The sequence below is a fragment of the Segetibacter koreensis DSM 18137 genome (assembly GCF_000374045.1).
GTDB lineage: Bacteria > Bacteroidota > Bacteroidia > Chitinophagales > Chitinophagaceae > Segetibacter > Segetibacter koreensis.
Map to the genome: position 1 here is coordinate 402,892 of NZ_KB893314.1, position 23,265 is coordinate 426,156.

General features: G+C 37.5%; 22 protein-coding genes. 15 read left to right on the top strand and 7 right to left on the bottom strand.

Annotated elements, in window-relative coordinates:
- Positions 1–319 precede the first annotated feature (319 nt).
- Both B154_RS0101815 and B154_RS0101820 read left to right on the top strand, forming a co-directional pair.
- A complete protein-coding gene (locus tag B154_RS0101815; RefSeq protein ID WP_018611379.1) occupies positions 320–1,693 on the top strand; it encodes a dipeptidase in 1,374 nt (457 codons plus the stop codon).
- 315 nt (positions 1,694–2,008) lie between these two features.
- Positions 2,009–2,545 (top strand): hypothetical protein, encoded by a 537-nt coding sequence (locus B154_RS0101820; RefSeq protein WP_018611381.1) that lies wholly within the window; start codon positions 2,009–2,011, stop codon positions 2,543–2,545.
- 25 nt (positions 2,546–2,570) lie between these two features.
- Here the strand turns inward: B154_RS0101820 and B154_RS0101825 are convergent, their stop codons facing one another.
- The 3 genes from B154_RS0101825 to B154_RS0101835 form a co-directional block, all read right to left on the bottom strand.
- Complete coding sequence (locus tag B154_RS0101825) at positions 2,571–2,915, bottom strand: translation initiation factor (RefSeq protein WP_018611383.1); 345 nt, start codon at positions 2,913–2,915, stop codon at positions 2,571–2,573.
- 34 nt (positions 2,916–2,949) lie between these two features.
- A complete protein-coding gene (nadC, locus tag B154_RS0101830; protein WP_026259894.1) occupies positions 2,950–3,807 on the bottom strand; it encodes a carboxylating nicotinate-nucleotide diphosphorylase in 858 nt (285 codons plus the stop codon).
- 224 nt (positions 3,808–4,031) lie between these two features.
- Positions 4,032–4,409: a DUF4783 domain-containing protein gene (locus B154_RS0101835; RefSeq protein ID WP_018611387.1), complete on the bottom strand. Its 378-nt coding sequence runs from the start codon at positions 4,407–4,409 to the stop codon at positions 4,032–4,034.
- A 119-nt stretch (positions 4,410–4,528) separates the two neighbouring features.
- Between B154_RS0101835 and gpmI the strand changes: the two genes are divergently transcribed.
- The 12 genes from gpmI (at position 4,529) to B154_RS27410 (ending at position 17,459) form a co-directional block, all read left to right on the top strand.
- A complete protein-coding gene (gene gpmI, locus B154_RS0101840) occupies positions 4,529–6,058 on the top strand; it encodes a 2,3-bisphosphoglycerate-independent phosphoglycerate mutase (RefSeq protein WP_018611389.1) in 1,530 nt (509 codons plus the stop codon).
- Positions 6,059–6,067: 9 nt separating this feature from the next.
- Complete coding sequence (locus tag B154_RS0101845; protein WP_018611391.1) at positions 6,068–6,559, top strand: heme-binding domain-containing protein; 492 nt, start codon at positions 6,068–6,070, stop codon at positions 6,557–6,559.
- Between the two features lie 373 nt (positions 6,560–6,932).
- Positions 6,933–8,078 carry a lycopene cyclase family protein gene (locus B154_RS0101850; RefSeq protein WP_018611392.1) on the top strand — a complete coding sequence of 382 codons (1,146 nt, stop codon included), beginning with the start codon at positions 6,933–6,935 and terminating at the stop codon, positions 8,076–8,078.
- A gap of 162 nt (positions 8,079–8,240) precedes the next feature.
- Positions 8,241–9,803: an MFS transporter gene (locus B154_RS0101855; RefSeq protein WP_018611394.1), complete on the top strand. Its 1,563-nt coding sequence runs from the start codon at positions 8,241–8,243 to the stop codon at positions 9,801–9,803.
- 26 nt (positions 9,804–9,829) lie between these two features.
- Positions 9,830–10,054 carry a DUF6814 family protein gene (locus B154_RS0101860; protein ID WP_018611395.1) on the top strand — a complete coding sequence of 75 codons (225 nt, stop codon included), beginning with the start codon at positions 9,830–9,832 and terminating at the stop codon, positions 10,052–10,054.
- A 409-nt stretch (positions 10,055–10,463) separates the two neighbouring features.
- Positions 10,464–11,375 (top strand): gliding motility-associated ABC transporter ATP-binding subunit GldA, encoded by a 912-nt coding sequence (gene gldA / locus B154_RS0101865; protein ID WP_018611396.1) that lies wholly within the window; start codon positions 10,464–10,466, stop codon positions 11,373–11,375.
- 56 nt (positions 11,376–11,431) lie between these two features.
- Positions 11,432–12,715 (top strand): phosphopyruvate hydratase, encoded by a 1,284-nt coding sequence (eno, locus tag B154_RS0101870; protein WP_018611397.1) that lies wholly within the window; start codon positions 11,432–11,434, stop codon positions 12,713–12,715.
- A gap of 71 nt (positions 12,716–12,786) precedes the next feature.
- Positions 12,787–13,098, top strand: coding sequence for an FtsB family cell division protein (locus B154_RS0101875; RefSeq protein ID WP_018611398.1), 312 nt, complete (start codon positions 12,787–12,789; stop codon positions 13,096–13,098).
- 87 nt (positions 13,099–13,185) lie between these two features.
- Positions 13,186–13,419 (top strand): hypothetical protein, encoded by a 234-nt coding sequence (locus B154_RS0101880; protein ID WP_018611399.1) that lies wholly within the window; start codon positions 13,186–13,188, stop codon positions 13,417–13,419.
- Between the two features lie 50 nt (positions 13,420–13,469).
- On the top strand, positions 13,470–14,135 hold the full coding sequence (nth, locus tag B154_RS0101885; protein WP_018611401.1) for an endonuclease III: 666 nt from the start codon (positions 13,470–13,472) through the stop codon (positions 14,133–14,135).
- Between the two features lie 37 nt (positions 14,136–14,172).
- Entirely contained in the window at positions 14,173–15,072 is a 900-nt protein-coding gene (locus tag B154_RS0101890) for an outer membrane beta-barrel protein (RefSeq protein ID WP_018611403.1), read from the top strand.
- Positions 15,073–15,209: 137 nt separating this feature from the next.
- The gene (locus B154_RS27410) at positions 15,210–17,459 is read left to right on the top strand and encodes an FUSC family membrane protein (protein ID WP_018611404.1); all 2,250 of its coding nucleotides are present in this window, start codon (positions 15,210–15,212) and stop codon (positions 17,457–17,459) included.
- Positions 17,460–17,487: 28 nt separating this feature from the next.
- Here the strand turns inward: B154_RS27410 and B154_RS0101900 are convergent, their stop codons facing one another.
- The 4 genes from B154_RS0101900 to nudK all read right to left on the bottom strand — a co-directional run bounded on the left by B154_RS0101900 (position 17,488) and on the right by nudK (position 21,091).
- The gene (locus tag B154_RS0101900) at positions 17,488–18,243 is read right to left on the bottom strand and encodes a phosphoglycerol geranylgeranyltransferase (RefSeq protein WP_018611405.1); all 756 of its coding nucleotides are present in this window, start codon (positions 18,241–18,243) and stop codon (positions 17,488–17,490) included.
- Between the two features lie 193 nt (positions 18,244–18,436).
- Positions 18,437–19,498: a calcium/proton exchanger gene (gene cax, locus B154_RS0101905; protein ID WP_018611406.1), complete on the bottom strand. Its 1,062-nt coding sequence runs from the start codon at positions 19,496–19,498 to the stop codon at positions 18,437–18,439.
- A 216-nt stretch (positions 19,499–19,714) separates the two neighbouring features.
- On the bottom strand, positions 19,715–20,305 hold the full coding sequence (locus B154_RS0101910; protein ID WP_018611408.1) for a hypothetical protein: 591 nt from the start codon (positions 20,303–20,305) through the stop codon (positions 19,715–19,717).
- Positions 20,306–20,512: 207 nt separating this feature from the next.
- Positions 20,513–21,091: a GDP-mannose pyrophosphatase NudK gene (gene nudK / locus B154_RS0101915; protein WP_018611409.1), complete on the bottom strand. Its 579-nt coding sequence runs from the start codon at positions 21,089–21,091 to the stop codon at positions 20,513–20,515.
- Positions 21,092–21,291: 200 nt separating this feature from the next.
- On the opposite strand from nudK, the gene hscA reads away from it, so the two are divergent.
- Positions 21,292–23,148 carry a Fe-S protein assembly chaperone HscA gene (gene hscA, locus B154_RS0101920; RefSeq protein WP_026259897.1) on the top strand — a complete coding sequence of 619 codons (1,857 nt, stop codon included), beginning with the start codon at positions 21,292–21,294 and terminating at the stop codon, positions 23,146–23,148.
- The last annotated feature ends 117 nt before the right edge of the window (positions 23,149–23,265 follow it).

The window sequence follows — 23,265 nt, forward strand, 5'->3', positions numbered from 1 at the left end:
TTATTTTAATTATGGTTAGTTTAAATACGTATCCAACTTTTTATAGTACAAGACGCCACACTGGTAATTGGTTTATAAAAACACGCTGATAGCTTTTGCAAATCTTAAAAATCTATCAGTCCGGCTTTCTAATCGTATAATTATCGCTCAAACTTCACTACTATCAAAAATAATCTCGTTAAAGATATTCATAAAACCAATTGCTCATTTATTCGCTTTATGTCTTGCACTATTTTTTCCAAATAAATATCACTTTGCATTTCTATATATATTCGACCAGCTATTTTAACTACTTTCGATAATCAAAATTTTTGTAGCTATGCAAGCATGGAAAGAATTTCAAAAAGACAATAAAGACCGTTTTTTAAATGAATTACTTGAGCTGCTACGCATACCAAGCATCAGCGCGCGCAGCGAGCACAGAGAGGACATGTCACGATGTGCAAATGCTGTAAAAGAAAGATTATTACAGGCAGGTGCAGATAAAGTAGAAATTTTTCCAACAGCCGGTTACCCTGTGGTCTATGCAGAAAAGATTACAGATCCATTAAAACCAACTGTTTTGGTATACGGACATTACGACGTTCAACCACCCGATCCTTTAAACCTTTGGAACAGCCCACCTTTTGATCCGGTTATAAAAGATGAAAAAATTTTTGCAAGAGGTGCATGTGACGATAAAGGGCAGTTTTATATGCATATTAAAGCATTTGAAACTATGGTTAAAACAAACAGCCTTCCAGCTAATGTCAAGTTTATTATAGAAGGTGAAGAAGAAGTTGGCAGCCCTAACCTGGGTGCTTTTATTAAAGAAAAGAAAGACATGCTAAAAGCAGATGTTATTTTAATAAGTGATACTGCCATGCTAAGTCTTCAAAATCCAAGCATTGATGTTGGTGTTCGCGGGCTTACTTATATAGAGGTAGAAGTTACAGGTCCAAACCGTGATTTACATAGCGGGGTATATGGAGGCGCAGTTGCCAATCCTATTACAATACTTGCAAAAATGATTGCGAGCCTTCATGATGAAAACAATCACATTACTATTCCTGGTTTTTATGATGATGTTTTAGAATCAAATGAAGCGGAAAGAGCAGAAATGGGAAAGGCGCCCTACGATGAAGAGGAGTACAAGCAGGATCTTGGTGTGAAAGAATTATGGGGAGAGAAAGGGTATACGACTAACGAAAGAACAGGCTTACGTCCAACACTTGAAGTAAATGGCATCTGGGGCGGTTACACGGGCGAAGGCGCTAAAACCGTATTGCCTTCTAAAGCTTTCGCTAAAATCAGTTGTCGCCTTGTTCCTAACCAGACAAGCGAAAAAATGACCAAACTTCTTATAGATCATATTGAGAGAATAGCGCCGCCTTACGTTACTGTTAGGGCTAGTGAACATCATGGTGGAGATCCTTATTTAACGCCGGTAAAGAGTATTGAGTACCAGGCCGCATCTAAAGCGATTGAAGCAACTTTTGGCAAACCTCCCATACCCGTTCGAGGCGGCGGAAGCATTCCTATCACAGCCTTATTTGAAAGTGTATTGGGTTTGAAAACAGTCTTCCTTGGCTTTGGCTTAGACAGTGATAACCTTCACAGTCCTAACGAAAAATTTGAACTTGCCAACTTTTACAGAGGCATAGAAACCATCCCTTACTTTTATAAATATTTTGCCGAATTAAAAGGCAAATAGGGATTAAGCCATTACAACATATTCTCATTAATACTAATAATGTAAACAGAGACTTTTTTTTGCCCGACTTTACAGCAGAATGAAACATAGTTGCGACGCTCCGTTCATCTGTGGTAATGCTATTAAGCTTTTATATTGTGATTTTATTTTTGAATACGGGCAAAACTATTCAGCAAATAATTATTGGGGATTATCAACATTAATCCCCAATAATCTCATAAATTATGAATCAGGCTACGAAAACTTGTTAACTTTTACCTCAGTCTGTTACTGATAAGTCAACAATCTGTATTTTTATCTTATAAATTTAAAAGAATGCGCATCTTTATTTTTATTTCTTTTCTAATCATAACTGCAACTGCCGATTCCCAGGCTTTTCTACCCGGCAGCTTTATAGATAATAGCTACAGAGGCAGCCTTATGAATAATATGCATGTTAATGACAGCGCTTATAAAAAGAAATGGTTTGTCAGCAAATACACAGGCCTTTCTACCAGTTTTTCTTTTTTCAAGGGAGGAAATGCAACCGTTGTTTCTGCACCAATGGCATTGCAATTAAACCGAAGACTTAATAATAATTTGTTTGCCTTTGCAGGTATATCAGCAGCCCCATCTTATGTAAACTTCCGATCTTCATTTTTAAATTCTGATTTCAATAAATTTGGTCAGAACAATTCTTTTAACCAGGGGCGTTTGGGAATATATTCAAGAGCAGAACTGGGTTTGCAATATATAAACGATGATAGAACGTTTTCAATCTCAGGAAGTATTGGCGTAGAAAGAAGTGATTTTGCTATGCCTTACTTTCCAGTAAATAATAGAGTAAATCAAAATACACCGATAAGGAGATAAGGTAAGTTTCTAAGTTTTGAAAAACTTATATTTTTTTTGTGTTTTTATACCCGTTTTTAATTAACCACTGTAATACCTTTTCTCTCTGGTCTCCCTGTATAATTATTTCCATGTCTTTTACGCTTCCACCCGTACCGCAAAAATTCTTTAATTTTTTGCCTAAGTCTTCAACGTCTTCTTCTTTCCCAATGAAGTTTGCCACTAGAGTAACCGCTTTACCGGCTCTCTGCTTTGTATCTAATCTTACTCTAAGCTTTTGTTGATTGGGAGGTAAAGTCTCCTGTATTTCATCCGGCTCTTCTTCGAATTTAAAATTAGGATCTGTGCTAAAAACGAAGCCGTGGTTATCGGGTTTATTCTTTTTACTCATTGTCTAACGTTGCTGATTGTTAAGATATCAGAAATTAAATTTCCGCCTTTAAACTTAAATCAAGACTTTTTGCCTGGTGTATCAATGCGCCGATACTTACGTAATCAACACCTGTTTTTGCATATTCTTCTAAATTATCAATATTAATTCCGCCGCTTGCTTCAGTTTCAAATTTTCCTTCGATCAATTTCACAGCTTCAGTTATTTCTGCGGGAGGAAAATTATCCAACATTATTCTAAAAACTCTGCCGTTTCCCACCTGCATAACTTTTTTTACATCTTCAAGCGTTCTTGTTTCAACTTCTATCAGTAATTCCGGCTTTGTATTTTGCACATACTCCCAGGCTCTGTTTATTGCATTTTCTATACCACCTGCGAAATCAATATGATTGTCTTTAAGCATAATCATATCATATAGTCCAAACCTATGATTTATGCCTCCGCCAATTCTTACGGCGTCTTTTTCAAGTAACCTGAAATTTGGCGTTGTCTTTCGTGTATCTAAAATTTTTGTACGGTATCCTTGTAAGATTTCTGTGTATTGTTTTGTAAGGGTAGCTATTCCGCTCATTCGCTGCATGACATTTAAAACAAGCCTTTCACATTTTAAAATGGTGTGGACTGTAGCTACTACATCAAAAGCTTTTTCTCCAAAAAACATGTTTTCACCATCTTTTTTATAGGCAGAAAAATTCGCTTCCGGCTCTACTGTTTTAAATATGGTCTCAGCCACCTCAATACCGGCGATGATCCCCTCCTGTTTTATTTTTAAAACAGCTTTGCCTCTTTTGTCGGCAGGAATACAGCTTAGCGTTGAATGATCTCCGTCACCCAGATCTTCATTCAATGCTTCTCTTATAAGATGATGCAATTTTTTATGATAAGTAGTCATAAAACAAAGCTACAAAATCACAGATAAGAACATGAGGTTAACGGAGTAGATACAGATTAAAAAATGAAAACAATTACGGAGTTACTACAAAAAGAAGAAATAAAATAGCAGACCTCACAGATTAAATTTTGATTTTTTACTAAGCAATCCTCTAATAAAAAAGCCTCAAAATTATTTTTGAAGCTTTTTTAATGAAACAAGTCTTAATACCCTGATTAAGATAATTAACTTATTCTCACTGTTATTATTTGCGTGCGTCCTTCTTTGGTCCTCATCATCATAGATAATTTATAGCCATCGCCACCATTTGTAAGCTTGCCCGCAATATACATTGTTCCTCCCATCTCTCTTTGAGAAGAAAGCTCGAATCCTTTTATCTTATTATTATCGTAAAAAGATTTCAAAGCAATACTTGCCTGATTTTTACCAATGCCTTTAATTTCGTCTTTCTCTGGAAACTTTATATCTAGAATTTTGTCGAAATAATTTGAAACCTGGTCTGCATTGCCTGATTTTAAAGCATTTAAGATACCATTTGAGTCCTGAGCTTTTACACTAAACGCCGCAAAAACCACAATTAATATAAATATAAACTTTTTCATTTCTTTTATTTTAAATAAATCGCAATCCTATTGGCGAAAAATATGCCAAACTAAGGAATTGTCAAAAGATAGTTTCATTTTTGCATCTTCTTTCAATTATCAAAAATTAGTTTTATAGTATGGAAAATAAAAAAGTTATTTTAGTCATTATGGATGGTTGGGGACTTGGAAAAATTAAGTCTGCCGATGCAATACAAAATGCGAACGTCCCTTTCGTTACGTCCTTGTATACCAAATACCCCAACACTACATTGGTTACCTGTGGCGAAGCTGTGGGTTTGCCAGAAGGGCAAATGGGAAACAGTGAGGTGGGGCATATGAATATTGGCGCCGGTCGTGTCGTTTACCAGGAACTGCAACGAATAAACGTTGCTATCCGAGACGGGGATTTTTATAAAAATGAAGTTTTGCTTGAAACTATCAGGCGGGCAAGAGATCTTGAAAAACCATTGCATCTTATAGGTCTGGTTAGCGATGGAGGTGTGCATAGCCATATCAATCATTTAAAAGCTATTGTTTCTTTATGTAAAACTGAGAATGTAAAAGAGGTATACATTCATGCTTTTACTGATGGAAGGGACACCGACCCTAAAAGCGGCATTCATTTTATAGATGACCTGCAGCAGCATCTGGATGCAACTGTTGGCAAAATTGCTTCTGTATCCGGCCGGTACTATGCTATGGACAGAGATAAGCGTTGGGAACGGGTGAAAGAAGCTTATGATGCAATGGTAAAGGGCGAAGGGCAAAAGGCTGCATCAGGAGTTGCCGCGGTACAGCAATCATACGAAAAGCATGAAACGGATGAATTTATAAAACCAACGGTTATTGTTGACGTTGCACAAAAACCGGTGGCAACCATAAAAGATGGAGATGTAGTGCTGTGCTTTAACTATCGCACTGACAGGTGCCGGGAAATTTCAGAGGCGCTTACCCAACAAGACTTTCCTGCTTATGATATGAAAAAGCTGGACATCTGGTACACTACTATGACAGAGTATGACAAAAGTTATAAAAATGTTCATGTCATTTTTGAAACTGACAATTTGAGTAATACGTTGGGTGAAGTTTTGGCTGCCAATCATAAAACGCAGATACGGATAGCAGAAACGGAAAAATACCCACATGTTACTTTCTTCTTTAGCGGCGGAAGAGAGGTACCGTTTGAAGGTGAAAAGCGAATAATGATACCATCGCCCAAAGTGGCAACATACGATCTGCAGCCCGAAATGAGCGCAGTAGGAGTTACAGATGCTATTGTTCCGGAAATTGAAAATAAAACTGCCGATTTCATTTGTCTCAATTATGCCAACGCTGATATGGTGGGGCACACCGGTTTTTTTCCCGCAGTAGTAAAAGCAGTTGAAACTGTTGATGCGTGTGTACAACGCGTGGTTACGGCAGCTTTAAAAAGTGATTATACAGTGTTTATAATAGCAGACCATGGAAATGCAGATTATATGGTTAATGAAGATGGCACACCTAATACTCAGCACTCACTTAACCTTGTACCCTTGTTTATTGTTGACAACGAATGGAGAGGCCACATTCAACCAGGCAAGTTGGGTGATCTTGCTCCAACCATACTTACTATGATGCATATTCCTATTCCGCCTGAGATGAAAGGAAATGTTTTAATTACTGCATAAAATCATTTAATGAAAACATTCAAGATCGTTCTTATATCGCTGTTAGTAATTTTAATTGTTATTCAATTCTTTCATCCTGCAAAAAATATTTCGAACGCTCCGACTCCCAATGATATATCGGTTGCATATAATGAGCCGGAGAATGTTCGTACCATTTTAAAAAAAGCATGTAACGATTGCCATAGCAATAATACCCGGTATCCATGGTACAACAATATACAGCCTGTGGCATGGTGGTTAGACAATCATGTGCAGGAAGGAAAACATGGATTAAACTTTAATGAATTTACTACCTATCGTATCAGCAAACAGTACCACCGTATGCAGGATATTATTGACGAGGTTAAAGAGGGCGACATGCCACTTGGTTCATACACTATTGTTCATACCGATGCGAGGCTTACTGACCAGGAAAAGGAAACATTGATCAACTGGGCAAAGTCAATACGAAGTGAGATGAAAGCCAAATATCCGGCGGATAGTCTTGTGCGGAAAAAGTAAGTTTTTTGTTTGAATGAAGAAAGTTTCGATTAGAGTTACTTGCCGCGATACAAGGTTATCAGGATGCAAGAAGGTGGAATAGTAGACTCTGAGTTGGAGTCAAAAATTGCACAGGTTGAAGCTATTTGAGATTTTTTAATAACAAATAACTTTTAATGATTTATTTTATGAAGTCCTTCTAAGTTTTTATAGAATCGCAAGTTGCGTCGCGGAACGTAATTGAATTCGTGTGTAGAATTTTTATTAAAAACAACAGATACACAATGAGGTGCGGATGAACGAAATGCGACGCAACGATGATTTGGTAAGAACAAATGTTTGTACAAAAACAGTTTCTCAAACTTTTGTCAGAAAGCATTGTAAATAATACATCGTGAATGATTACGACTATATAATTTCTGGTGCGGGTGCAGCAGGCTTAAGCCTGCTGATGCGGCTGATGCAAAACGAAGTTTTTGATAATAAGAAAATATTAGTAGTTGATAAAGCACAAAAAAATGAAAATGACCACACGTGGTGTTACTGGGAACAGCAACCGGGCTTATTTGAACCGGTAGTGTATCACCAATGGGAACAGGTTATTTTTTACTCAAAACATTATTCCTCTCTCCTAAACCTATCTCCTTATAGTTACAAAATGATAAGGAGTATTGATTTTTATAATTATGTTTTGCAGGAAGCCGAAAAGCATCCTAACATCACTTTTAAATACGGAAGAGTCGAAGCGGCAGGTAACGAAGGCAGCAAGGGATTGGTGGTTGTAGATGGCGTACGTTATCTTGCTGACTATGTATTTAATAGTATACTTTTTGCAAAGCCGGTCGTTCCGGCAAATAAGCACTACCTGCTTCAACATTTTAAAGGTTTTACTATAGAAACAAAAGATGTAGCTTTTAACCCCTCTGAGGCCACCTTAATGGATTTTCGAGTAAGTCAGCAGCATGGGACAACTTTCGTGTACGTATTGCCGGTTTCGCGAAACCGTGCCCTTGTTGAGTACACCCTGTTTACCAAAGAACTGCTGCCTGATGATGAATATACCTCTGCATTGCACAATTATATTTCATCTTATTTAAACATACATGATTATGTTATTACAGAGCAAGAGTTTGGAGTGATCCCCATGACGGATGTTACGTTCGTAAAGCAGGTAGGCCGGGTAATAAACATTGGTACAGCCGGCGGGCAAACCAAAGGAAGCACAGGTTACACTTTTCAATTTGTGCAGAAACATTCGGAAAAACTGGTAGCAGATCTTTTAAAATATGGTTATCCTAAAAACGAAGAATCGATCAGGGAAAAGAGGTTTAAAATTTACGACAGCACATTACTACATATTTTAAGCAACAATAAGCTGCCGGGTGATAAAATATTTGCAGCCCTTTTTAAAAAAAATCCTGTTGACAGGGTTCTTCGTTTTCTCGATAATGAAACTACCCTCGAAGATGAAATTAATGTGATGGGTACTTTACCCCAGGTAACGTTTATGAAAGCGGCCTTACAAGCGTTATTTAAATAATTCTCCTTATACTTTTTCCTTTTTAATACAGCCCGAATACCGGTTTACGCTCCTAAAAAAACAGAGAGTTAATAGCATTTCTATAAAAAATACATTTATTTCAAAATCATATTCAATCAATTTAAACAAACTCTTTTATATTTATACTTTGCCATACCAACTATGCATACTAACGAGAAAAAAAGCCTTTCTGCCATTATTGCTGCGTCATCGCTCGGTACTTTAATTGAATGGTATGACTTCTATATATTTGGAAGTCTTGCAACCATTATATCCACCAAATTTTTTCCTTCTGGTAACCCGACTGCTGCTTTATTAAGTACGCTTGCCACTTTTGCCGCAGGTTTTGTAGTACGCCCATTTGGAGCACTGTTTTTTGGAAGGCTTGGGGACCTAATCGGGAGAAAACATACTTTTTTGGTTACTCTTGTTATAATGGGCCTTTCCACATTTTTGATTGGCTGTGTTCCGTCTTATAATAGTATCGGTTTTTTAGCTCCTGTTTTAGTGCTTTTGCTGCGACTATTACAAGGGCTTGCATTAGGTGGAGAATACGGTGGAGCGGCCACTTACGTTGCTGAGCATTCGCCAGTACATCAAAGAGGTTTTTACACGTCATGGATACAAACCACGGCAACGCTGGGACTGTTCATTTCACTTTTTGTAATTATAATAACAAAAGGTTCAATGAATGAGAACTCCTTTAATCGATGGGGATGGAGAGTACCATTCTGGATCTCGATTTTAATGGTAATTATATCGGTGATGATAAGAATGAAAATGCGGGAATCGCCGGTTTTTGCAAAAGCAAAGTCTGAAGGAAAAACTTCAAAAAATCCTTTAAAGGAAAGTTTCGGCCACAAACTTAATTTCAAATTTGTATTGTTGGCTTTATTTGGGGCAACAATGGGCCAGGGAGTGGTTTGGTACACAGGACAATTTTATGCCCTTAGTTTTATACAAAACACTTTAAATATAGATATAACCCAAGGCAGTAAAATTATTATGCTGGGCCTCGGCTTTGGTACTCCGTTCTTTTTGGTTTTTGGTGCCTTATCAGACAGAATTGGTCGAAAATGGATAATGCTTGCGGGGATGCTGGTAGCCGTTTTTAGTTATCGCCCTATTTACTCATCTATGTACGATGCAGGTAGCCTTAAAAATAAACAGGAAATACCTGCTAAGATGAAGATAGAGACAAGCGAAGCTCTGACAGGTGAAAGCATACAGAGAACTACTGTTACTACCAAAGAATACGAAGATGGAACTGTGTTTAAAGAATCTCAAAAAGAAACCATACAAGCGGGTGGAGTAAAGATAAATCCACCAATGGATGTAAAAATGACCAAAGCTGTCATACTTGATAACAGTTCGTTCTGGAAACTTGTCGGGCTTGTATTTGTACAGGTAATTTTCGTAACTATGGTGTACGGCCCAATTGCCGCATTTTTAGTTGAAATGTTTCCTGTTAAGATACGCTACACTTCTATGTCGCTTCCTTATCACATTGGTAACGGTATTTTTGGAGGTTTACTTCCCGCCATAGCAACTTTTCTTGCAGCAAAAGCTACGCAGGCAAATGAGGCAGCTACCAAAGCAGGCACTGCTCTACCTTACGATAAACCTTTTCTTGAAGGACTTTGGTATCCTATCATTATTGCCGCGGTTTGTTTTATTATAGGTGCCTTGTATATAAATGCAAAAGATAAAAATGCGTTCGATTAGAATGTATACTTTTAAAAAAATCAAAAATGAACAAGATTCGAAGAATGGCTGGAATTGTATGGATACTGCTGGGACTAGCTGGCGGTTATTACTTAATTATAAACCAGGCGATCCCGAAATTCGAAAGCAATAACGCGGAAGATATCATTCCTGCTATAATTTATGCTTTTATTTTAACACCCATAATGGTTGGTGGCCTGCTGATTTTCGGCAAGTATGCTCTCCAGGGCGAATACGATAACAAGGCGTAAGTTTTTAATGCTTTCCATATCGTAAATAAAATTACTCCTACCATTCTTGTCAAACCTTTTATACAAATACATTTAAAATGTGTAAAATATATTTCTTGTAAATATTTTACCAAATCCACTCCTGGCATAACGGTGTCCTGGCTTGTATTATCGCTCAACAAAAAGACCATTTGCAATTTTAAAACATGTTGCAAATAATGCTACAGGTATATCAGGTATCTGTAAAGGAAAGGCGTGACTCATCGACACACCATGGTTCGCAGAGAGAAAACTTATTGTAAACCCTTTAAATAATCTAAGAATATTTTATTAAATACCTCATAAGTTATTAAACAGTAATTTTGCGACTGGTTATAGTTTGTTATGTACATTCATTCCAGTTATAAAATCAGTAATAACAGCCAGTATAATGTCAATTGTTGTAAATGAATTAATGAAGGTATATGGTGAACAAATAGCTGTTAATAAAATTTCATTTTCAGCTCAAAGGGGTGAGATTGTTGGTTTCCTGGGGCCAAACGGTGCAGGAAAATCAACCACAATGAAAATGATAACGGGCTATCTTGCTCCAGATAGTGGTGTTGCAACTGTCAGTAACATAAATGTAGCTGCCGCTCCTATTGAAGCCAAAAAAAAGATCGGTTATCTGCCTGAGGCCAATCCTTTATACACTGATATGTACGTGAAAGAATATCTGGATTTTGTATCGGACGTGCATGAGATAAAAAATAAGAAGCAACGGATAAAAGATGTAATTGAGCTTACAGGACTAGTTGTAGAGCAAAAGAAAAAAATAAACCAGTTGTCAAAAGGTTACAGGCAAAGAACAGGGTTAGCTGCTGCCCTTATTCACGACCCCGAAGTTTTAATATTAGATGAGCCGACCAGCGGTCTTGACCCTAATCAGATAATTGAAATAAGAAACGTAATAAAAAACCAGGGAAAAGATAAAACAGTTCTTTTTTCATCGCATATATTACAAGAAGTAGAAGCTATTTGCGACAGGGTGATAATTATAAATAAAGGAATGCTGGTAGCCGATGATAAGCTTGCAAACCTGCAACAAAAAGGAACTACAAATTTTGTAAAGGTTACTTTTAAAGAACCTCTGGAAACAGAATGGCTTAACAGGTTAAACGGTGTGATAGGAGTAAATAAACTTGACACCTATAGCTGGCAGATAAAATCATCTGATGCAAATGAAGTAAAAAAGCAATTGCTGGAAATGAGTTTGCAACATAATCTTAATATCGTTTCTTTGCAAACTGAAGGCGGAAGCCTGGAAGAAATTTTTAGGAGGTTAACCTCAGCAGCAAAATAGTTGCCGCATAAATTACCACTTTCAAAAAATATAATAAAACATAATCAAACCAACTCATGAGCTACATTTCAGACATTCATGCCCGGCAAATTTTAGACAGCCGTGGAAATCCAACAGTAGAAGTAGATGTGATAACCGAAGACGGTATTATTGGCCGTGCAGCCGTACCAAGCGGAGCATCAACAGGTATACATGAGGCAGTAGAACTAAGAGATAACGATAAATCTGTATATGGTGGCAAAGGTGTATTGCAGGCCGTAAAAAATGTAAACGACGTAATTGCAGAACCCCTTTTAGGATGGGCTGTAACCGACCAGGCAGGGATAGATAAAAAGCTGATTGAAATAGATGGAACTGAGAATAAAGGTAACCTGGGAGCAAATGCAATGCTGGCCGTAAGTATGGCCGTAGCAAAAGCAGCCGCGCAGGAAAGCAGTTTACCATTATTTAAGTATATAGGCGGAGTTAACAGCAGCATGCTACCAATTCCCCTCATGAATATTTTGAATGGAGGTGCGCATGCTGACAACAAAATAGACTACCAGGAGTTTATGATTGTGCCTGTGGGAGCTGAAACTTTTAGTGAAGGTCTTCGTTGGGGAGTTGAAATTTTTCACCAGTTGAAAACGGTTCTGAAAAAGAAAGGTTACAGTACTAATGTGGGTGATGAAGGCGGTTTCGCACCTAACATTCAAAGTAATGAGGAAGCGATAGAAACAGTTTTAATGGCAATTGAGGCCGCAGGATATAAGCCAGGAGAACAGATAGGAATTGCCCTTGATGCTGCAACATCTGAAATGTTTAAAGATGGTGTTTATCATTTTCATAAAAGCGATGGTAAAAAGTACGGAATTGATGAAATGGTCAATTACTGGGTTGAGTGGGCGAATAAATACCCAATAATAAGTATTGAAGACGGAATGGCGGAAGAAGACTGGGAAGGCTGGAAAAAACTTACAGATGCTTTGGCAAATAAAGTACAACTGGTAGGCGATGACCTTTTTGTTACAAATACTAAAATTTTGCAAAGAGGTATCGATGAAGGTATTGCAAACAGTATTTTGATTAAAGTAAACCAGATTGGCACATTAACAGAAACCATTAATGCTGTACAATTGGCACAGGTAAATGGATACACAACCATCATGAGCCATAGAAGCGGTGAGACTGAAGACACCACCATTGCCGATCTTGCGGTTGCATTAAATTGCGGGCAAATTAAAACCGGAAGTGCAAGTCGTACAGACCGGATGGCAAAATATAACCAGCTATTGCGTATTGAAGAAATGCTTGGTGAAAATGCGATTTATCCTAAAGGAAGATTTAAGTTTATTAAATAAGATATTATATTTATTTTTCTAATATTATATTTTTCTTTTAATTTTACTGTTAACGATTTTATTTATTGTGAATGAACAGGTTTTCCTTTCTTTTTAAGATTTTAAAAAACAAATACGCAGTATCCCTGATAGTATTTATTGTATGGATCTTATTTTTTGACAGGAATGATCTTTTTACCCAGTGGGATAGAAAGCAAGAATTGCAGAAACTGGAAACCAGCACTTCTTTTTATGAAAAAGAAATAGCAAATACTAAAAAAGATCTGATGGATTTAAATAATAAACCTGCTATTCTTGAAAAATTTGCAAGGGAAAAATTTTATCTGAAGAGAGCAAACGAGGACCTGTTTCTAATCAATGATAGTGCTGATCAAAAAAATTAAGCGCACATTTACAATATTTTACATCGCACAGCGTTCTTATTGCACGAGCTAATTTATAAAACCTAATAAAAAACACTTCTTTTAGCTATGGCAAATTATACAAGCGAAGATTTGATACAGTACTTGTATCATGAAACTTCTGAAGCAGAGACAAAAGCTATTGAGAAGGCTTTACAAGCAGATTGGAATCTTAAAGAAGAATTCGAAGCTCTAAAAGCTACGAAACAAGGATTGGGTAGAATACTATCTAGTCCCAGGCGTCAATCTATAATGGCTATACTTAATTATGCAAAATCCTCAAGTGAGGTTGCACAGCGGTAAGTGAACGCTGGATAAAGTCATCTTCAACCCGTATCTTCGATTTATAGTTTATGACTAAAAAAGAAAGATACGGGTTTGTTATTTCCTGGTTTCAGGAACATGCCCCTGATGCTGAAACTGAACTTATTTTTGATGATACCTATCAATTGTTGGTTGCAGTAATACTTTCTGCCCAATGCACTGATAAGCGTGTAAACATGACTACACCTGCACTTTTTGCCAAATATCCTTCTATTAAAGATTTAGCAAATGCGGAGTATGAAACGCTTTTTGACATAATAAAAAGTATTTCCTTTCCCGGAAATAAAACCAGGCATTTGATTGGGATGGCACAGATGGTGGAGGAAAAGTTTAATGGCCAGATACCACTGCGGGTAGAAGAATTAATACAATTACCCGGCGTTGGACGAAAAACTGCTAATGTAATTACATCTGTTGTCGATAATCAACCTAATATGGCTGTAGACACCCATGTTTTCCGGGTGGCAGCCCGCATAGGTCTCACTACCAATGCAAAAACGCCTTTAGCAGCAGAAAAACAATTGGTTAAACATTTGCCTACTAATTTAATCTATATTGCTCATCATTGGCTAATATTGCATGGAAGATACATATGTGTAGCCAGAAATCCAAAGTGTTTTGAATGTGGTTTAAAACCAGCATGCAAATTCTATTCTATTAGAAATAATAATTTAAAAATTCTGGAAAAGCCTTAAATTATATTTTAAAGAATATTTAGCTGAAATTATTTTTATGCAAAAAGTAAAGGTTATTCTATTTCTTACACTATCCTGCTGCTTTTCAAAAATTTATAGCCAGTTTTTTCAAACTGAATATTACAGTACCAGTCCTTTTTATTATGAAGTGGGTGGAGGAATAGGCGCAATGAATTGTATAACTGACTTAGGGGGCGCTAATGGCGATAAAAAATACTACATTAATGAAATTAAAGCAAAAAATTTCAGGCCTTCTGTTGACATTTTTGCCGGAGTTGTATATCACAATTATTTAGGAATGCGGTTGCAGGGGAGCCGGGGACAAATACGCTCTTCTGATGCTGATATTAAAGGAAACACTATTATTGCCAATTATAAAAGAAACAGAAACCAGAGTTTTAGAACCAACATAACTGAAGTTGCATTGATATTTGAATTTCGTCCCTTAGTATTATTTGATCTACAGCCTCGAAAGTGGGCTCCCGAACCTTATATAGATGCTGGTTTTGGCTGGTTTTCCTTTAACCCGCAAACGCAATATAACGGGCACTGGCTAGATCTAAAACCGTTACATACAGAAGGTGAAGGGTTTCCGGAATATCCTTCTGTATCTAATTATAAACTTCACCAGTACAATGTTCCTATAGGGATAGGCCTTCGGTATAAATTATCTTCCAGGCTTAATATACGGTTGGAATATATGCATCGCATACTTTTTACTGATTACCTTGATGACGCAAGCAGTCAAAAATATATAGATCCCTCTGCATTTGATAAAAACCTGTCTCCCGAGGCAGCTGCAGATGCCAAAGCTTTATACCTCAGAAGTATAAACGGAACAATTCCTCCAAGACGGGGAAATCCGAATAATAATGATACTTATATGTCATTAACTTTAAAATTAGGAGTAATATTAGGAAGGGAAAGTATAGATTAATATTATTACTTCCAGGTTTAACACGGTGATCCTAAAAGATCGCCATTTTGTTTTTTTAGAGGTTCATTTTATTTTTCTGAAAAATATGTCTTAACGTTAGACGTGCTAACTTTAGAAAACAACCGATTTTAAAAGATTTGGATTATTTAAAAACATATAAAAGTTTTATAAACAGCCAACATCTGAGCGAAGGGGTGAGAATAACTACAGGAGTATTGCTTCCTGCATTTATTATGAGTTATTTCCACATGCTTTCTACAGGCATTTCTATCTCTTTAGGTGCCTTATTTGTCAGTATCACTGATAGTGCCGGCCCTATTCATCACCGTAAAAATGGAATGATCGTTTGTATTGTTTCCATTTTTTTAGTCTCCCTATGTGCCGGTTTTTTTACAAATTATCCTGTAGTATTGGCACTTTTTCTTTTCGCCTGCTGCTTCTTTTTCTCGATGATTGGTATTTATGGTACAAGAGCGTCCTCAATAGGCACAGCCACGCTTATAGTTCTTACACTTTCAACCGACAACCGCCTTAACCTTACAACAGCTACACAGATAATACAGCATTCTTTCCTCATAGCTTCAGGCGGATTGTGGTACATGTGTTTTAGTATGCTCTTGTATAGTTTTCGCCCTTACCGGCTTGCACAGCAGGCACTCGGAGATTGCATACAGTCTATTGCTGAATACCTGGAAATCCGATCAGAACTTTATAACAAGCACATAAACTACAAAAGCACATACCGCCAGTTGCTGCTTCAACAGGCAATCGTGCAACATAAACAGACCGAAATAACCGAATTACTGTTCAAAACAAGAAGTATTGTTAAAGAATCGACTAATATAGGCCGCCGACTTGTCATGATATACCTAGATGCTGCTGATATTTTTGAAAGAATAATGATGTCTCACCAGGAATACGCACGACTACACCAATATTTTGATGAGACCGACATTCTAAACGATTATTACCTACTGGCAAAGGAACTGGCCAAAAATCTTAATGAAGTTGGTATTGCTGTGAAAAGTGGCGATCGTTATAATTCTGATAATGACCTGCGAGAGCAGATAGTTACAACAAGGGAAAAGCTTGATAATTTGCGCCTAACCTATCTTAAACCTGATAATATTGACGGTTTTATTAGTCTCAGGCGCATTCTTGAAAATATTCAGGATTTGTCTGACCGCCTGACTACCCTTGAAAAATATACTTACTCAGAAAATAGGTTAAAAAAAAGAATTGTAACGGACTCAGGGTACGAAAAAATGATTTCTTCACAGGAAATTACTTCACGTATCTTTTTTGATAACCTTACGTTTAAATCAGATACTTTTCGCCATTCCATGCGGGTGAGCATAGCAGTAATGGCAGGATTTCTGGTAACACAACTTTTTAAAATAGGACATAGCTATTGGATTCTTCTCACCATAATTGTTATTTTAAAGCCAGCTTTTAGTCTTACAAAGAAAAGGAACAGAGACAGAATTGCTGGAACTCTAGCAGGAATTATTATTGGCGTCGCCATTTTACTTACTACTAATAACAGTGTCGTCTTACTTGTATTGCTTATACTGTTTATGACAGCTAGCTATACTTTTATGAGAACTAATTATTTTGTAAGCGTTTTATTAATGACACCATACCTCTTGCTATTTTATCATTTACTAAACCCTTTAGATTTTAAAATTTTACTTAAAGACCGCCTGCTAGATACACTGATTGGATCTTCGATTGCTTTTATTGCCAGCATCTTTCTATTTCCTTCATGGGAAAGAAAAAAAATTAAACCTGTAATGACGGATATGCTTTTAGAAGCTAAAGAATATTTTTCTGTTATTGCAGCCGAGTTTAGCGGTAAAACAATAACGCCGTCAGCGCAAAAAGTTGCAAGAAAGAATGCATTGGTTGCATTGGCTAATTTGTCCGATGCATTTAACCGAATGTTATCTGAGCCTAAAACCCAGCAGAAAGGAGTTGAAATGCTACACCAGTTTGTAGTGCTTACCCACACACTCACATCCTACATTGCTACATTGTCTTATTACATACAAATGCAAATCATACCTTATAACTCTGATGACTTTGAAAAAGTGATAGAAGATATAGAAGATAATTTTACGAATGCTATAAACTGTCTCAATAATAAAGATGTAACTATCAAAAACATAAATGAGCATGACTCACTCAGGATACTAAATGAACGAGCCAACGCATTACTACAGAAAAGAAGAAATGAATTGGAACAAGGGTTTCTGGAAACCTCTACGCGCAAGCAGTTGTTTGACCTGAAATCGTTTGTAGACCAGTTTAACCTTATTTATAACGTCGCCGCTGATCTGAATAAAACTACACAAAAACTAGCTCCAAGCCTAAAAAGTGAAGAGTAAGTTCTTACAGCTTACGCATTATTATTGCTTAAACAGGCACAGCAAGGCTATGAATAGCAGCTGCCATCTCTTTAATCAATGATGGATCTTTTTCTATTGCATTTCCAATAACAATTACGTCAGCGCCTGCTTTACAGTTTAAATAAGCTTTCTCAGGATAGGTTATTCCTCCACCAATAATAAGAGGCGCCTCTATATGACTCGATACCATCTCAATCATACTTTCCGTGATAGGCCTTTTCGCTCCACTGCCGGCATCCATATAAATCAGTTTCATCCCCAGCATTTCACTGGCCATAGCGGTACAAAGAGCAATCTCATTTTTATCTGAGGGTATTGGGGTGGCATTTGATATGTATGAAACAGTAGTTGGTGCACCACCGTCTATTACCATATAACCGGTTGGCATTATTTCAAGGCCACTCTTGCGAACAAAAGGTGCGCTTACGACATGCTGGCCTATAAGTAACTCCGGATTACGACCCGAAACAAGTGAAAGATATAACAGGGCATCTGCATACTTACTAACCTGTGCGGGACTCCCCGGAAAGAGGATCACAGGTATGTGACATGAAGATTTAATCTGTTGAATACATTCATCGAGATCGTTTGAGATAATTAGGCTTCCTCCTACAAACAAATAATCAACTTTTGAATCAACTGCAAGCGTAACTAACTTCTCGATCTTATACTTATCAACCTTATCCGGGTCAATTAATACAGCAAGAGATTTTTGACCTTGCTGTTTATTTTTCACAAAATGCTGGTAAAGCTTATTCTTCATGCAACTGATTGTCGTGTGCTTGCAAAAATGCTGATTTTTTTGTTTAATAACGTATTTTTTTCCATTATAATCATCTCATCACTCCTAAATATAATTGAAAGAGTATGATTTAAGACAAAACTTTCCACCAATTCTATTAATGAATGGAGGCAAATGCTATAAAACTTGCATTGCAAATAGCATTCCTAATAACTTATCCCCACCAAAAAGCCGCTGCTATTAAACAATAGAGTCCTACCAAAGCTAAACCTTCGAGCCAGATTGATTCGCCGTCAAAGACAATAAAGGCGCTTACAATTACAGCTAAAGCAAAACAAGCCAGCAAGAGAGGTGTTAACACAAAAGACAAAATTGCTCCTCCCAAAATAAATGACAGTAGTACCAGCAACGGAAACAAGCCCAGTGCAATTTGTAAAGAGCTATTTAAAATAACACTGACAGCATAATCTGCCTGGTTGCGGTAAGACAACTGGATACCTACGAGATTTTCAATAGCATTACCGGCGAGAGCGACAATTACGAGACCTGCAAAAGTATCATTAATACCAAGCGTCTTCATTGCAGGCTTAAGCGCCTCCACAAACCAGTCGGAAACAAATGCTGCTCCCAGGCCAGCCATTGCTAGCACCGCAATCGTAAGACCAAGAGACCATGCAGCATGAGGCTTTTCTTTTCCCTCTTTTTGTGAAACCACTGATTTGTCTCCTTTCAAAGAAAAATAAAGACTTGCAACAAAAATGAGAAGTAAAATAATGGCCACGAAAATATCTAATGCATTGATATGAGCATCTGCAGAAGTATGCAAATAATGGGTTAGTGTAGGAATTGCCAAAGCAGCAAAAGCGAGTATCATTAAAGTAGCGATCATTCGTGGGGGTTCCGTTTTAAAATGCTGTGTGCCATTTTTAAGACCACCAATAAATATGGCTAAACCAAAAACCAATAATGAATTTCCTAAAATAGAACCTATCAGGGCTGCCTGAACAACTTTATCAAGCCCTGCCCTTAGAGCAAAAATGCACACAAACAATTCAGGAAGATTGCCAAGTGCAGATTGCAAAATACCTGTAGCACCAGGGCCCATGCGGCTACCAAGTTGTTCTGTAGCATCACCTACAATCATAGCTAACAGCGCAAGCGCACCTGCAGTTACTGTAAAACCTACTACGGCATTTGCATGAGAATAATGTAAAAAGCCTGCTATAGCAGTAGTAATAATACAGGCAATAATTATTGTTTTTTCTTTTTTATCCATTCGCCATAATAGTTTTAACAGCACTCATTATTTTTAATCTCATATAATCTTATTTCGTATTTCTGCTACCAATTACCCTGCTGGATAAAGAATGGGAGAATCAAGATAGGATACATGTAGAAAATAACTACTGAAGTTATCTTTCGTTTTTAAAAAATTATATCCTTTTTATTAATATAAATCCTGTAAAAACTTCATTATCAGATTTCAGGCGGGCTATTGTTCAGGCGGATTAATCATAATATGAGCGGCATGAGTTCCGGGATTCATCATCCATGGCATGCCAGGCGCTTCTGGTTTCAGTGGCAATCCGGTACTCTTTGTAGTTGCATAAGGAATATAAATAACAGACCTGAGGTAGCCTTTTTTTACCTCGCCCGTTGTATCGTTATATTCTTCTTTCGATGCAGAGTACACATATAATGTTGAGGGCTGTTTAGGCATTTGCAATTTGCCGGCTTTTACTTCGTTTTCCCTTGTATCAAAGATTTCTTTAAAAGTTTTACCAAGTTTTCTTAGTTCGCGGCCCCGTTGCATAAACGGCTCTAGATCTTTATGATAACAGGCGACAGACAGACCCGGTTGATTAGGATCATCAGCCAGGCAAATCAACTCATTAGTGCCTTTTCGTAATAAGACAAGTTCTTTATTAGCTGAATAACCATACACTGCAGCACTATCTTTCTTTTCTGCCGGGGCGCTTAGCAACGCAAGTTTTATTTGTACCTCTGCAGGAAGCACATTGTTTTGAGCAAAAGCACAAAAGGAAATTTGTGAGAGAATAAGTAATGAGAAAAGTTTGTTCATATGACTTCTTTTAAAGCGTGGTAAAGAATAAATGAATAAATTATTAAAATGTAAAAAAGATGCTGCAAAAATGCTTACTGGCTAGCAGCGACTTAAGTTAAAGATAGGAAGCTTAATTGAAAATTAAAGCACAGAATCTGGCTGTTGTTGAGAGGCCTTGCCATCATCATGTACGTTAGGATATTAAGGCTGGCCACTTTGCATGTGTTATACAAGATTTTGAAGTTTAGCGTATTGAAGTAACATAATTGTTTTGCCGTCTTTAATTTCTCCACACTCAATCATTTTCAAAGCTTCATCAAGGGTAATCTCCAAAACTTCAATATCCTCTTGTTCATGTTCTATGCCACCTCCATCGTTTACTTTCATTTGCCCGGAGTATTCCGCTACAAAAAAATACAAAATTTCAGTTACTGATCCCGGAGACATATATGCCTCAAAAATTTTTCTTACATCAGTAACTTTGTATCCTGTTTCTTCTTCTGTCTCACGCCTTATACAATCTTCGGGATTGTCTTTGTCTAAAAGTCCTGCGCATGCTTCAATCAGCATACCGCCCGGGTTTCCGTTTATAAATGTCGGCATTCTAAATTGCCGGGTTAGAATTACTGTTTTATATTCTTTATTATAAAGAAGTATTGTGGCTCCATTACCACGGTCATAAGCTTCACGGCTTTGCGTCTGCCAGACACCATCTTTCTTTAAATATTCATAAGTAACTTTTCTTAACGTATACCAATTGTCGGAAAGAACTTCTATCTTTAAAATTTTTACAGTTGTGTTCATTAGAAGAGATAAATTATGGATGAGAGAACTTTATTATAGCAGGCGCCAGATACCCGATGCATCAGGGCCGGCTAAAGATATAAAAGGTAATTGGAAAAACTATTATTCCTACATCCTATCTTCTTCCATCCTACTCTTATTCCCGTTTCAAAAAACCATAGCCCTGCTTTATGCTACATTTGCAGCAAATTATTATTGTAATGGCCAAAATAGGAATCAATATAGCTACCGGAAGTTTACAAAAAGAAGAGATGATCGTGGGAATTGACCTGGGAACTACAAACAGTCTTGTAGCAATTATTCATCCTGAAAACAGGCAGCCTGTTGCACTTAAAGAACATAACAGCAGTAGCCTTGTGCCCAGTATTGTGCACTTTGATAAAACTGGTAATATAACTGTGGGTGAAGAAGCAAAGCAATACCTTGTAACAGAACCGCATAACACAATTTTTAGCGCCAAACGGTTGATGGGTAAAAGCTATAACGATATTAAAGACAACGCCTCTTTTTTTACCTTTAAAGTAATTGACGACAACACCGAAAGTCTTGTAAAAGTACAGGTGGGCGACAAGTTTTATTCTCCTATAGATTTGTCTTCTTTTATTTTAAAAGAGCTGAAGCAGCGGGCAGAGCATATTCTGAAAACTCCCGTAACAAAAGCGGTAATTACAGTGCCTGCTTACTTTAATGATGCACAGCGCCAGGCTACACGCGATGCCGGAAAGTTAGCGGGCCTTGATGTGCTGCGAATTATTAATGAACCAACAGCTGCAAGCCTTGCTTACGGTCTGGGTCTGGGCAAAGAGGAAATAAAAACAATTGCTGTATATGATTTAGGAGGTGGCACTTTTGATATTTCTATATTACAAATAACAAATGGAATATTTGAAGTGTTAAGTACAAATGGGGATACCTACCTCGGTGGAGACGATTTTGACCGCCTGATTGTTCATTATTGGATGAAACAATCAGGCATTTCAGAAACTGAGATTTCTGCTAATAAAGAACTTTCGCAGGCCCTTAGATTAAAAGCTGAAGAAGCAAAAAAATACTTGAGCAGCAATGAGAACTTTGAAGCTAAAGTCGAAAATATATCTCTAAAACTATCAAAGCAAGAATTTGAAAGCCTTGCAGCGCCATTGATAGAACGAACAATACAAAGTTGCCGCAACGCAATAGCCGACGCAAAGGTTGATGTACAGCAAATCGACAGCGTGGTAATGGTAGGTGGCAGCACCAGGGTGCCCGCGGTAAAAAAAGCAGTGAGCGATTTTTTTGGAAGCCCGGTAAATGATACTGTAAACCCTGATGAAGTAGTCGCTTTAGGCGCTGCAGTACAGGCAGACATACTTGCCGGAAATAACAAAGAATTTTTGTTGCTTGATATTACTCCCCTTAGTCTTGGCATTGAGACAATGGGAGGTTTAATGGATGTATTAATTCCACGTAATTCAAAAATACCAACCAAAGCGGGAAGACAATACACCACCCATAAAGATGGCCAAAGTAGCATGCGCATCACTGTCTTCCAGGGAGAAAGGGATCTGGTGCAGGACAACCGCAAACTGGCTGAATTAAATTTATCAGGCATACCCGGCATGCCTGCCGGGTTACCAAAAGTGGAAGTCTCCTTTTTAATCAATGCTGATGGAATTTTAGTAGTAAAAGCAAAGGAACTGCGCAGCGGTGTTGAGCAAAGCGTCGAAGTGAAACCTCAGTATGGACTAAGTGACATGGAGGTAGAAAAAATGTTGCTTGACAGTCTGACTCACGCAAAAGACGATATTGCAAAACGTGCACTTGTCGAGGCAAGAACAGAAGGTGAGCAATTGCTTCAAACCACAGAAAAATTTATTGGCAAAAATGCGTCTTTACTGACCCAGCACGAACTCATACAAACAGCAGAGGCCATGCAGGCGCTGCAACTTGCGCTTACTATGGAAGATAAAGATCTTATTCATAAAAAAGTGGAAGAGTTGAATGACATCAGTCGTCCCTATGCAGAGCGAGCTATGGACCAGGCAGTAAGCTCAGCTATGAAGGGAAGAGCTATTTGAGATAGTATTTGAAATAATATTAAATTTTGGACGCAGGCATTTGTAGTCACATGAAGCTTCGGTTGCGACGCTCCATTCCACTGTTGTAATGCTATATATCTTTTTCTATAAATATTA